This is a genomic window from Streptomyces niphimycinicus, from assembly GCF_018883605.1.
Lineage (GTDB): Bacteria > Actinomycetota > Actinomycetes > Streptomycetales > Streptomycetaceae > Streptomyces > Streptomyces niphimycinicus.
In genome coordinates this window covers 1-12525 of sequence record NZ_JAHLEM010000422.1, presented here as the reverse complement: position 1 = coordinate 12525, position 12525 = coordinate 1, and the positions used below count along the sequence as shown (strand labels likewise).

Below are 12525 nucleotides of genomic sequence, written 5' to 3'. Positions count from 1 at the left end.
GGAGGCGGTGAACAACGCCCATGTCGACGCGCTGGGCGTGCTGTTGACCGTCGCGGGCCTGGTCGCCGTCCCCCGCCGCCGCGCCCTGGGCGGGGTGCTGCTCGGCGCGGCGATCGCGGCCAAGCTGCTGCCCGCCGTGACCCTGCCGGGTGCGCTCTCCGGCATCCTCGCCACGAACACCACGAACACCACGAACACCACGAACACCACGAACACCACGAACGCCAAGACCCCCAAGGCCGCCAAGGCCCTCAAACCCCCCAAAAACGCCGGGAGCCCCACCTCGCCGCCCACCCGGATCCGCCGCGCGGCGGCAGCGGCGATGCGCCCCGCCGCCGCGATCGTGCTGCCCGCCGCGGCCGTGGTCGCGCTCGGCTACCTTCCGTACGTCCTGCTCTCGCGCTCCTCCGTGCTCGGCTATCTCACCGGCTATGCGGCGGAGGAGGGGTACGAGACGGGCTCCACCGCCGCGGACGACAAGAACCGCTACGCGCTGCTGCGGCTGCTCCACCCCGCCCCGGAGAACTGGGCCCTGCCGGTGGTCGCCGCCGTCCTGCTCATGGTCGTCGCATGGGTGCTGCTGCGCGGTGACCCCGGTCGGCCCTGGCGCGGTGCGCTGGTGGTGACCGGGACCGCGTTCCTGCTGATGACGCCCGGCTATCCCTGGTACGCGCTGCTGGTGGTGGCGCTGGTGGCGCTCGACGGGCGCTGGGAGTGGCTCGGCCTGCCGCTCGCGGGAGTTGCCCAGTATGTGACGGCCCGTGCGGTCGACGACGGCGCGTGGGTCGGGACGCTGGGGTACGCGGTCGCCGGTGCGGCGATCATGACCGGCTGGGCCGTGCGGGCCCTGCGGGCGGCTTCCGCTCCCCCGCCGCCGGGGCGCCACGCCGAGGACCCGGACGGCGCCGCCACACCCGGATCGCCACCCGGACCGCCAGCCATAGGGCCGAGGCGGCGAAGAGTCCCGCGGTGATCAGCAGCCAGCGCGGCCAGAAGACATCGGCGCTCAGCCCGGTCGCGTGCTCATAGCGGCGCTCCTGCCGGCCGAGGATCAGCGGGAACCACACCAGCATGAGCAGCCCGGACAGGAAGACGGGCACCCGCACATGGTTGATCCAGCGGGCCGGGTCCGGGAGTACGGCGCCCACGGCACGGTCGGCGAACGCGTACAGCGGAAGCAGCACCAGGTCATGGAGGAGGGCGGCGCCGACGATCCACAGCACGATCCCGAACCAGTCGCCGCTCAGCAGTCTGACCCCCGCGTAGCCGGTCAGCGCGAACGAGCACAGCAGCAGCACCAGCCGCAGCGGTGACTCCCGTTCCAGCCGCCGCAGCCCGAAGCGGTGGAGGACGGCCCCCGGCCCGAAGCGGTGCAGTGCGGCCTTCATACGGTCTCCTCGAAGCCGGCTCATACGGTCGCCCCGAGGCCCACGGCCTCGCCCGAGCCCCTTCACGCGCCCTCCTCGAAGTTCCCGAAGGTCAGCCGGCCGACCCACTTGGTGTTGTGCACACCCGGGGCCCCGGGCACGATCACCCGCGCCGGATAGCCGTGGTCCGGCGACAGATCCGCGCCGTTGACCCTCAGGGCCAGCAGCGAGCGCGGGTCGCGGACCTGGACGTCGCTCAGCACGACGCGGCGGAAGGAGCCATGCCGCTGCACCGACTCCACCAGGACCCTCGGGGGCCGGTCGGCATGCCCCACCAGCGCCGCGAGGTCGGCCAGCCGCACCCCGTCCCACCGCTGGTCGGAGGTCGACCACCCCTCCACACAGGCGATGGGCAGCGCCGCGCCGTGTCGCGGCAGCCGCAGCAACCGCTCCCGGGTGAGGACGGTCTCGCGGCCCGTCGCGCCCCGCACCACCAGCCGCCAGTCGGGGCCGATGTCGCGGGCGCGGACGCCGACGGCCATGGCGGTCTTGTTGATCTGGAAGCCATTGGGACCCGACCCGGGGTTGCGGCCATGCGGCGCGAGCACGGCGGTCTCGCGCAGCGGGCCGCCGATGCTCTGACCGGCCGTCACCACCAGCAGCGCGAACGAGCCGGTGCCGACCATGGCGAGCGCGCCCCGCCGTGACATGGTGGGCGCGGCCGGCTGCGGGCTGACCAGGCCGGTCTCGTCCGGCGGCTCCGGCTTGGTGTCCGAGGCTCGGGTGCGCAGTTCGGCCCGCAGATCGCGGCTGCGCAGCGCCCGCACCATGACCGGGATCCGCAGCGCCACATGGACCACGAGGGCGGCCATGAAGATCCATGCCCCGTAGAAGTGCAGCGGGTAGAAGGAGCCGGGGAAGATGTAGTCCAGTTGGACGTTGAGCACTCCGGTCGCGAACTCGAACAGCCCGCCGCCGACCAGCGCCAGCAGCGAGAGCCGCTCCAGTGCGTGCCCCACCGAGCGCACCGGCGGCCAGATGAACAGCTTGGGGATGACCGACCACAGCTTGGCCAGCAGCACGGGGACGAGCACGATCCCGAGGGTGACGTGCACGCCCTGGTTGACGCGGTAGAGCCAGGAGGGGTTGGTCGGCCAGGTGAAGAGATAGAAGCCGAGCAGCCCCTTGTCCGGGGTCTGGTCGTTGACCGGCGACAGATCGGGGTTGTAGGCGGCGTACGACAGCAGTCCGGTCACGAAGAGCACGGGCAGGCCGAAGAGCAGGATCAGGCCGAGCACAGACGTCAGCCAGGGGCCGCGCAGCGGGCTCCGCCACAGGGCCCGGCGGTCACGGTGGGTACGGGGAGGGTGGCTCATGGCATGACCGTAGGGCGGCCGCGCCGCGTTCCGGTGCCTTGAGGCCATGACGAAACGGTGACGTCAGCCGCCCTGCCGTAAGGATCTGACGGTCCGGTGACGGCGCGCGGCGCGGCGGCCCGGACGCGGGCTTCACGACGTAGCGTGACGTCGTGAAACTCCCCCTCCACAGCGGCATCGACACCCGGGCCGTCGAGAACGAGAAGCGGACCGGCCGCCGCCAGGACGTGCTCGCCGCCGCTGCCGCCGCCGTGCTCTTCGCCGTCGCCGCCGTCGTCGGCACCCTGATCCAGCGGGCCGATCACTCGCTGTACGTCGAATGGGCGCCGCTGTACGCCGACTGGCTGCCCCATGTGGGCCCCGGCACGCCCGCCGCCCTGGCCGTCGCCGTCGCGGTCGTCGCGCACGGTCCCCGGCTCGCGGCGCGGCTGCCGTGGCGGGGGCTGCTGGGGGCCGTCTGGGCGGCGTCCATGGCCTGGATCTGGTCGCTGGCGCTGGTCGACGGATGGCAGCGGGGGGTGGCCGGGCGGCTGACCGCGCGCCACGAATATCTGCGCGGTGTCGACCGGTTCCACGACATCGGCGCGGCCCTGCGCGGCTTCACCGGCCACATCCTGCTCACCCAGCCCGACCACTGGCCCGCCCATATCGCGGGCCATCCGCCGGGCGCCGTGCTCACCTTCGTGGGCCTGGACCGGCTGGGCCTGGGCGGCGGCGGGTGGGCGGGGGCCTTCTGCATCACGGTGGGCGGCTCGGCGGCGGTCGCGATCCTGGTGACGCTGCGCGCCCTGGGGCAGGAGCGGGCCGCGCGCGCTGCCGCCCCGTTCCTGGTCCTGGCCCCCGGGGCGGTCTGGGTGGGTGCCTCGGCCGACGGCTATTTCGCGGCCGTCGCGGCCTGGGGGCTGGCGCTGCTGGCGCTCGCGGCGACGCGTACGGTCCGGGCGCCCGGGGCGGTCGGGTTCTGCTCCGGGCTGCTGCTGGGGCTGACGGCCTATCTCTCCTACGGGCTGACGCTGCTGGCGCTGCCCGCCGCCGCCGTGCTGCTGCTCGCCCGTACCGCCCGGCCGCTGCCCTTCGCGCTGATGGGGGCGGCGGTGGTGGCCGGTGCGTTCACGCTGACCGGCTTCCAGTGGTGGGAGGGGTACTCGCTGCTGGTCGAGCGCTACTACCAGGGCGTGGCCTCGGACCGCCCGTACGCGTACTGGGTCTGGGCCAACCTCGCCGTCGCTACGGTGGTCGCCGGTCCGGCCTGTGTCGCGGGGGCGCGGCGCATGCTGACGGCGGTGCCGGAGACCGTAAGGCGACTGCGCCCGGGCGGTCCTGGTGCCCCGGACGGGCTCGTGGTGCCGGCCTTCGCCGTGCTGCTCGCGCTCGTCGTGGCCGATCTGTCCGGGATGAGCAAGGCCGAGACGGAGCGGATCTGGCTTCCCTTCCTGGTCTGGCTGCTGCCCACCGCCGCACTGCTGCCCGCCATTGATCGTCGCCGCTGGCTTATGGCCCAGGCGTGTCTCGGACTGCTCGTCAACCACCTGCTTCTGACCGGTTGGTGAGGAGACCGATGTGAAGAGCACGTGATACTTCTGTGATACTGAGGGGGGCGTACATCTGTACTGTTGCCAGGGGGCGGGACCCGTGAAGGCGCTGAAGATCGTGAAAGCGTTGAAGGATTTAAACGCGAAGAACGCCTATGGCGTGGCCGCGCCCATAGGCGCGCTCACGGCCGTGGCAGTCGTGGTGGCACTGCTGATAGCCCTGACCTCGCCGGGGGACGCGGGCGGCACACAGGGCGGGGACCTCCCCGCCGCCACGACGTCTCCCAAGTCGGACCGGGTCCCCAGGGAGCCCAAGAAGAAGGACAAGTACGCCCATTGGGACGGCAAGGTCAAGGTGCTCGGGGACGGCTCCACGTCCTACACCGGACCGCAGCCGCATCAGCTCAAGCCCGAGAAGCTCAAACCCGGTGAGAAGCCGCCGCAGTTCGTGGTCTTCTCCTGGGACGGCGCGCTGGAGAACGACGACCATCTCTTCTCCCGCTTCCGCCAGGTGGCCAAGGAGAGCGACGCCACGATGACGTTCTTCCTGAGCGGCATGTATCTGCTGCCCAAGACGAAGAGCGACCTCTATCGGCCGCCCCAGCACAAGCCGGGCTCGGCCGCCATATCCTTCCCCACCGACGAGCACATCAGGGAGACCCTGGAGCAGCTCAGCGGGGCCTGGCAGGACGGCAATGAGATCGGCTCGCACTTCAACGGCCACTTCTGCGGCGCCAAGGGCGGGCAGGACTGGTCCACCCAGGAGTGGAAGAGCGAAACGGAGCAGGCGTACTCCTTTGTGAAGCACTGGAAGACCAACACCGGCTTCACCGACGTCAAACCGCTGCCGTTCGACTACGACGTGGAGCTGGTGGGCGGGCGCGCGCCGTGCCTGGAGGGCCAGAAGACGCTGATTCCGGCCATCAAGTCCCTCGGCTGGCGCTATGACGCCAGCTCCCCGGGCGACTTCCAGCTCTGGCCGTCCAAGATCGACGGAATCTGGAACTTCCCGCTCCAGCTCGTGCCGTACCCGGAGAGCGAGAAGCAGGTCCTCTCGATGGACTTCAACTTCCTCTTCAACCAGTCCGGTGACAGCACCGAGGGCGACCCGGCGAAGTACCCGGAGTGGGAGCGGCTGACCCGCGAGGGGTATCTGAACGGCTTCGAGCGGGCCTACAACGGCAGCCGGGCGCCGCTGTTCATCGGCAATCACTTCGAGACGTGGAACGGTGGCATCTATATGCAGGCCATCGAGGACGTGATGCGGAAGGTCTGCCGCCGCGACGGGGTGCGGTGCGTGTCGTTCAAGCAACTCGCCGACTGGCTGGACGCCCAGGACCCGAAGGTCCTGGAGAAGCTGCGGATGCTGGACCCGGCGGAGTCGCCGGACTGGTCCACGTACACCAAGACCCAGTAGCCCGACGGCAGTCCTGTTGCCGCGCTTCCCCGGGGCCTATTCCGCCGCCCGATCCGTCATATAGCTCTTCCAGATGTCCAGGGGATAGGTGTCGCCCGAGGTCTCGGTGGCTTCCCCGCCCATCCCCTTGAGCGGCATCAGTTCCTGCGACTTGGGGTCCACCCGGGACAGCGAGACCGCCGTCGACAGCTTCTTGGTGTAGCCGACGAACCAGGCGGACTTGCCGTCCTGCGCCGTGCCCGCCTTACCGGCCACCTCACCGGCCTCGGCCGCCCCGTGCGCCGCGCCGTCCGGGCTCTGGACGGCGCCCCGCAGCGCCTCGTCCACCTGCGCCGCGACCACCGGGCTGAAGGCCCGCTTGGCGCTGTCCTTGCGCAGTGCGAGCCGCTGCCCGCCGTGGGTGAGCCCGCTCACCGAGTACGGCGCGTAGTGGGTGCCCTCGGCGGCGAACGTCCCGTAGGCGCTGGCCATACGGATCGAGCTGGGCGTCGCGGTGCCGAGCGAGAACGCGGGCACCCGCGCGCCGAAGCTGCTGGGCAGCAGCCCCGCGTCGATGGACGCCTGCCGGACCCGGTCCAGGCCGACGTCCATGCCCAGTTGGATCATCGGGGTGTTGATGGACCGCTCGATCGCCTGGCGCAGGGAGACCTGCCCATAGGAGGCGTCCCCGTCGTTGACGGCCCGCACGATCTTGCCGCTGCGGTCCCAGTACGGCCCCTCGGGCGTATGCACCGCGATCTTGTTGTCGCCGTCGTACAACGTCGAGGGGGTCACGGGCGTCCGCTCCCCGTTGCGCTTCAGCAGAACGCCGTCGCGCAGCGCGGCGGCGTAGACGAAGGGGGTGAAGGAGGTGCCGGCCGGGACGTTGGAGGCGTTCGCGTCATTGAATCCCTGCTCCAGATAGCCGGGGCCGCCGTACAGCGCGCGTATCGCGCCGCCGGGGGCCACCGAGGCGGCGCCGATCCGCACATGGCGGTCCTCGGGGCGCTGCTCGGGATCGAGGGTGTCCCGGGTCTTCTTCACCGCCTTGGCCAGCGCCTGGACCTTCGGCTTCTCGAAGGTGGTGTGAATCTGATAGCCGCCCAGATCGAAATCGGCGTCGGATATCTCGGTATGGGAGCTCACATACGCCTTGGCCGTCTCCACCAGATAGCCGACCTGACCGGTGAGCCCGGCCGGCCTGGGCGGCGCCTTGGGCTCGGGGAACGACGTATAGCGCGCCCGCTCGGAGCGGGAGAGCTTTCCGATGTCGACCATCCGGTCCAGCACCCACTTCCAGCGGTCGACGGCCCGCTTGTGGTTCTTGGCGCTGACCGTCGGATCGAATGTCCCGGCGCCCTTGAGCAGCGAGGCGAGCAACGCGCCCTCGCTCGCGTTGAGTTCCGAGACGTCCTTGCCGTAGTACGCGTACGCCGCCCGCTGAATGCCGTAACTGCCGCGCCCGAACCAGCTCGTGTTCAGATAGCGCTGAAGGATCTCCCGCTTGCTCATCCGGTCGTCCAGCTTGATGGCCATGAACATCTCGGTGAGCTTGCGGGAGAATGTCTGACGCTGATTCAAATAGGCATTCTTCACATACTGCTGGGTGATGGTGGATCCGCCCTGGGTCTCACCACCCGTCACCATCCGTGTCACGGCGCGCATCAGACCGCTCGGGGACACTCCGCTGTCGGAGTAGAAACTGGCGTTCTCGGCGGCGAGCACCGCCCACTGGACATCCTGGGGCACCTTGTCCAGCGGCACCTCCTGCCGGTTGACCGGACCGGTGCGGGCCATCTCGGTGCCGTCCGCCCAGTAGTAGACGTTGTCCTGCTGGGTGGCGAAGTCGTTCAGGTTCTTGGGTATGTCGGTCTGGAGATACAGATAGCTCAGCAGACCGGTCAGACTGCCGAGGCAGAACAGGAAGAGCAGGGTGATCTGACGCCACGTCGGCAGCCAACGCCGCACACCACGCCGCCCCGCCCGGGGGTAGTCCAGCCGGACCCGCGCCACCGCCCAGCGGCGCAGCCGCATCCTCCGGCTCTGCGACGACGGCTTTCGGCGGTGCTTACGGTGCTTCCCCATGGCGTTGTCACTGCTGCCCAGCACGTGTTTCCCCCACGCTCGCTCCGCGCGCGGGCGCGGCACAAAGGTGTGATCTTCCATCCCCCCGGACCAGACCGATCCTATTTTCCACTCTGAACATCTGTCGCCACAGGGCTCCAATTTTTTGCAACAGTGACCATATTCAGCGACACCACCCACCCGGTGACCTTTCGCACCGCCCGGACCGCCCTCGGCCGATGGCCCCGCGTACGCCCCTGTGGCGTGCTGCCCCGAAGCTCAAATGAAGCTCTGAACCAGGGGGCCGGGGGATTCGTCCTCCTTCTACGGGGTCATCACCCCGGCACGCGAGAACAACACCGCGGGGGACGCGGTACGGAACGAGGAGGGGGAGCCATGGTGCGCCTCGGTACCGGAATCGGCTGGCGACCGGAGATCGCCGACGACATCGCGCTGCTGCCCGGCATCGACTGGGTGGAGGTGGTGGCGGAGAACATCTGCCCCGACCATGTGCCGGACGCGCTCCGGCGGCTGCGCGAACGCGGGACCACGGTGGTCCCGCACGGGGTGTCACTCGGCCTCGGGGGAGCCGAGCGGCCCGATCCCGGCCGCCTCCGGGCGCTGGCCGAGCGGGCCGAGGCGCTGGGCTCGCCGCTGGTCACCGAGCACATCGCGTTCGTCAGGGCCGGGGGGCCGCTGACCGCGTCTGCGGCCATCGAGGCAGGGCATCTGCTGCCGGTGCCGCGGACCCGTGACGCGCTGGACGTGCTGTCCGAGAACGTGCGCATCGCGCAGGAGGCGCTGCCGGTGCCGCTCGCGGTGGAGAACATCGCGGCGCTGATCTCCTGGCCCGGCGAGGAGATGACCGAGGGCCAGTTCCTGGCCGAGCTGGTGGAGCGCACGGGGGTGCGGCTGCTCATCGACGTGGCCAATCTGCACACCAACCACGTCAACCGGGGCGAGGACCCGGCCAAGGCGCTGGACGAGCTGCCCACGTCGGCGATCGCCTACGTCCATGTGGCGGGCGGGGTCGAGAAGGACGGGGTGTGGCACGACAGCCACGCCCATCCGGTGACCCAGCCGGTGCTCGACGTCCTCGCCGAACTGTGCGCCCGTACGGCACCGCCCGGCGTACTGCTGGAGCGCGACGAGGACTTCCCGGCGGCCGGGGAGCTGGCGGGCGAGCTGGACGCGATCCGTGGGGTGACGGCGGCAGGGGCGGTGGCGGCGGGGACGGCGTCGGGGGCGATGGCAGGGACGGCGTCGGGGACTGCGGAAGAGGCCGCCCCCGCGGTGCGGGCGTCGGTTCCGGTGAGTATGCCCGGCCCGGTGACGGCCGCCGCCGTGCCCGAGGCTCCCGTGCCGGACGCCGTCCGTGAGCGGCTGGCGCTCGCCCAGACCTCGCTGCTGTCCGCACTGGTCGGGGGCACCCCGCCACCCGAGGGCTTCGACCGGCGGCGGCTGCGGGTGCAGAGCGCGGCGCTGACCGCCAAGCGGGCGTCCGTGGTCGCCAAGGTGGCCCCGGAGCTGCCGGAGATCCTGGGCACCGGCTACCGCCCGGCGTTCGCGCGGTACGCCGACGGCCGCCCGATGACCGGCGGCTACCGCCGCGACGCGCTGGCGTTCGCCGAGCATCTGCTGGCGGACGGACGGCCCGAGGACCCGGCGGCCCGGCGCCGTCTGACGCTGTGGTGGCGGGAGCGGTCCGGGCCCGCGCCCCTGGCGTCCCATCCGGCGGCGCGGCTGGCCCGCCGGGTCCGGCTCGCGCTGAGCGGGCGGCGAGCGGCATGAGCACGGCGGTGATCCTGGTCTACGCGGCCGTCGCGCTGTCATCGGCGGTGCTCATCACCGGCACGGTCCGGGCCCGGCGCAGGGAGGCCGTGAGGCCGGTGGACGCCCGGGCGTACGACCTGCTGGAGGCCGCGTTCCTGGCGGGCGGTCCGGGCCGGACGGCGGACACCGTGATCAGCACGATGTACGCGGACGGGCGGCTGGCCATCGGCGACCCCGGAGTGGTCTCGGTGCGGCAGCCGATCGCGCGCGGCCCGGTCGAGGAGGACCTGCTGCGGCTGTGCGCCCGCTCCCCGCACGGCGCCCTGAAGTGGCTGCGCCGGGAGTTGATGCGCGGTGCGGCGGTACAGGCGATCGGCGACCGGCTGGCGGGGCGCGGGCTGATGGTGCGGCCGGACGCCCTCCGGTTCTGGCGGGGCGCGGCACGGGCGCAGAACACGCTCTGCGTGGTGGGCGTGTTCCTGGGCATCATGATGAGCGTCGGCTCCGTCGCCGACGGCGGACTCCCGCTGATCTTCGCGATCGCCCCCGCGCTCTTCACCGGCTTCCTCGTCGGCGGAATCTGCGCCGGTGCGACCAAGCGCCGACTGACCGCCGCCGGGAAGCAGGCGCTCGCGGCGTACCGGAGGGAGTCGGGGATCGGCCTACGGCGGCACGCCCTGACCATCGGCCAGCCGGCGACGGTCCCCGTCGCGCTCGTCGTCGCGTTGACCGGGGCGGCCGCCCTGACGGAGGATCCGCTGCTGCGGAAGCAACTGCTGGACGCGCAGAGGGTGCCGGGCGCCTCGGGGTCGTCGACCGACTCGGGGTCTTCGGGCGCCTCGGGGTCTTCGGGCGCCTCGGACTCCGGCGGCGGATCGTGGTGCGGAGGGGATAGCTCCGGCTGCGGCGGCTCCTCGTGCGGCGGCTCGTCCTGCGGCGGAGGCGGGGGGTCGTCGTGCGGCGGCTCCTCGGGGTCGAGCTGCGGCGGGGGCGGAGGCTGCGGGGGCGGCTGAGCCGCCGCGCCTCGGGCTGGGTTGCCGCCACGAGGACCGGCAGGCCCGGCATGACCAGGGGGTCCGGTCTGGCGGATCGCGCGCGACCGGTCACGGTCCTTGATCAACGCGAGTCTCGCCCGAGCGAGCTGCGCGTCCGGGCGAGTCGTTCATCAGGTGGCTCCGTGGATACTCTGCCGTTCACGGCGGAGAGGAAACGGACTCCTGCGGAGCAGGGTGAGGAGCGGGATTTCGCCGCCAGGGCGAAAGACCGTGCCCTGACCCGCAGCTTTGGTCTTCACTTGCCGTCCCGCTAGCGTGTGAGTGTGACCACGGCTCCTGTGAAGCGGGCGTATCGGTACCGCTTCTATCCGACCAGTGCGCAGGCAGCCGAGCTGTCGCGCACGTTCGGGTGTGTCCGGAAGGTCTACAATCTGGCGCTCGCGGCCCGGACCGAGGCGTGGGCCCGGCAGGAGCGCGTCAACTACAACGCCACGTCGGCCATGCTGACGGCGTGGAAGAGGACCGAGGAACTGGCCTATCTCAACGAGGTCTCCTCGGTCCCGCTCCAGCAGACGCTGCGGCACCTCCAGACGGCGTTCACCCACTTCTTCGCCAAGCGGGCGAAGTACCCGCGCTTCAAGTCGCGGAAGAAGTCCTGGAAGTCCGCCGAGTACACCACCAGCGGCTTCCGCTTCCGCGACGGGAAGCTGACACTGGCGAAGATGGCCGAACCACTGGACATCGTGTGGTCCCGCCCCCTGCCCGAGGGAGGGAAGCCATCCACGGTGACCGTGTCCCAGGACGCGGCGGGCCGCTGGTTCGTCTCGATGCTGTGCGAGGACCGGGGCGTCAGGCACCTGCCCGCCACGAGTGCGGCGGTCGGTATCGACGTCGGCCTGAACCACTTGCTGACCCTCTCCACCGGCGAGAAGATCGCCAACCCCCGGCACGAGCGCCGTGACCGTGCCCGGCTCGCCCTGGCCCAGCGGCGCCTCGCGAAGAAGGCCAAGGGCTCCGCGAACCGGGCGAAGGCCCGGCGCAAGGTCGCCAAAATCCACGCCCGGATCACCGACCGCCGGCGTGATGGGCTGCACAAGCTGACCACTCGTCTCGTGCGTGAAAACCAAACGCTCGTGATCGAGGACCTGACCGTGCGGAACATGGTCAGGAACCGGAGCCTGGCCCGCGCCATCAGTGATGCGGCTTGGTCGGACTTCCGGAGCATGCTGGAGTACAAAGCCGCCTGGTACGGGCGGGAAGTGATCGCGGTCGACCGCTTCTTTCCCTCCTCCAGGCTGTGCTCCGCCTGCGGCGCCCTCGCCGGGGCGATGCCGCTGCACGTCCGCACCTGGACGTGTGGCTGCGGCGCCACCCACGACCGTGACGTGAACGCCGCGAAGAACCTTCTGGCTGCCGGACGGGCAGTGTCGGCCTGTGGAGCAGGTGTAAGACCTCAACGGAGAACTCCGGGCGGGCAGTCGGCGACGAAGCAGGAACTCCACGGGGCGACCCGTGGAATCTCCTGCCTATAGGCAGGAGAGCGTCAAATCGTGAAAACCATGGCGCGGCGGCGGCCCGGTCGAGTAGAACTCGGCCATGTTGTGGGTCCTTTTCCTGCTCGTCGCATGGGGCGCGGCAGTTGTCAGTTGCACGCGTCTGTGTCTGGCGGCGGTCGCCGCCGCCCAGCCGATGGATCCTGATCCGGCGGCGGATGCGAAGGGCCTGAGCCTGTACGAGGCGGCGTTTCTGTCCGGGGGTCCGCGGCGGGTGGGCGAGCTGGTCCTCGTCACGATGTACCGCGAGCGCCGCCTGCTGCTCGCCCACACCGGCTGGGTCACCGTCGTGGTCCCGGACGGGCGGGACGAGTTGGAGCGGTCCGTGATCACCGCGATAGGGCCGGAGGGCCAGTCCCCGGTGCGGCCGGTGCGGACCGCGCTCGTCACCGCCGCCCCGGTGCGGGCGCTGGGCGACCGGCTGGTGGCGGCGGGGCTCGCGGTGCCCGCCTCGGCGCGTACGAATGTG

Annotated in this window: 7 protein-coding genes and 2 pseudogenes; 7 read left to right on the top strand and 2 right to left on the bottom strand. The window is 71.2% G+C overall.

Translation table 11 applies throughout. The features are described from left to right. A pseudogene (locus tag KN815_RS50880) lies at nt 1-973 on the top strand (hypothetical protein); the annotation flags it as partial. 477 nt (nt 974-1450) lie between these two features. Here the strand turns inward: KN815_RS50880 and KN815_RS31450 are convergent. Beyond that, on the bottom strand, nt 1451-2743 hold the full coding sequence (locus KN815_RS31450) for a molybdopterin-dependent oxidoreductase (protein ID WP_216345261.1): 1293 nt from the start codon (nt 2741-2743) through the stop codon (nt 1451-1453). Nucleotides 2744-2895: 152 nt separating this feature from the next. Between KN815_RS31450 and KN815_RS31445 the strand changes: the two genes are divergently transcribed. After that, a complete protein-coding gene (locus KN815_RS31445; RefSeq protein ID WP_216345260.1) occupies nt 2896-4293 on the top strand; it encodes a hypothetical protein in 1398 nt (465 codons plus the stop codon). 142 nt (nt 4294-4435) lie between these two features. Continuing rightward, a complete protein-coding gene (locus tag KN815_RS31440; protein WP_372458529.1) occupies nt 4436-5692 on the top strand; it encodes a polysaccharide deacetylase family protein in 1257 nt (418 codons plus the stop codon). A gap of 36 nt (nt 5693-5728) precedes the next feature. Here the strand turns inward: KN815_RS31440 and KN815_RS31435 are convergent, their stop codons facing one another. Beyond that, a complete protein-coding gene (locus KN815_RS31435) occupies nt 5729-7780 on the bottom strand; it encodes a transglycosylase domain-containing protein (RefSeq protein ID WP_372458528.1) in 2052 nt (683 codons plus the stop codon). Between the two features lie 351 nt (nt 7781-8131). Here KN815_RS31435 and KN815_RS31430 point away from each other — a divergent pair, with 351 nt between their 5' ends. From KN815_RS31430 to KN815_RS31415, 4 genes and pseudogenes are all read left to right on the top strand, one after another. Further along, a complete protein-coding gene (locus KN815_RS31430) occupies nt 8132-9526 on the top strand; it encodes an MbnB/TglH/ChrH family RiPP precursor modification enzyme (RefSeq protein WP_216345258.1) in 1395 nt (464 codons plus the stop codon). Continuing rightward, complete coding sequence (locus KN815_RS31425) at nt 9523-10521, top strand: TIGR04222 domain-containing membrane protein (protein ID WP_216345257.1); 999 nt, start codon at nt 9523-9525, stop codon at nt 10519-10521. Before KN815_RS31430 ends, KN815_RS31425 begins: the two co-directional genes overlap by 4 nt. A 299-nt stretch (nt 10522-10820) precedes the next feature. Next, nucleotides 10821-12016, top strand: a pseudogene (locus tag KN815_RS31420) (RNA-guided endonuclease InsQ/TnpB family protein); the annotation flags it as partial. 83 nt (nt 12017-12099) lie between these two features. After that, nucleotides 12100-12525 (top strand): TIGR04222 domain-containing membrane protein (locus KN815_RS31415; protein WP_216345255.1); only part of this gene is annotated, 426 nt, incomplete at its 3' end.

What these genes read in the sequence shown, in the direction of transcription:
- KN815_RS31450 (WP_216345261.1), bottom strand. Translation starts at nt 2,743, where the DNA reads ATGAGCCACCCTCCCCGTACCCACCGTGACCGCCGGGCCCTGTGGCGG.
- KN815_RS31430 (WP_216345258.1), top strand. Translation starts at nt 8,132, where the DNA reads ATGGTGCGCCTCGGTACCGGAATCGGCTGGCGACCGGAGATCGCCGAC.
- KN815_RS31425 (WP_216345257.1), top strand. Translation starts at nt 9,523, where the DNA reads ATGAGCACGGCGGTGATCCTGGTCTACGCGGCCGTCGCGCTGTCATCG.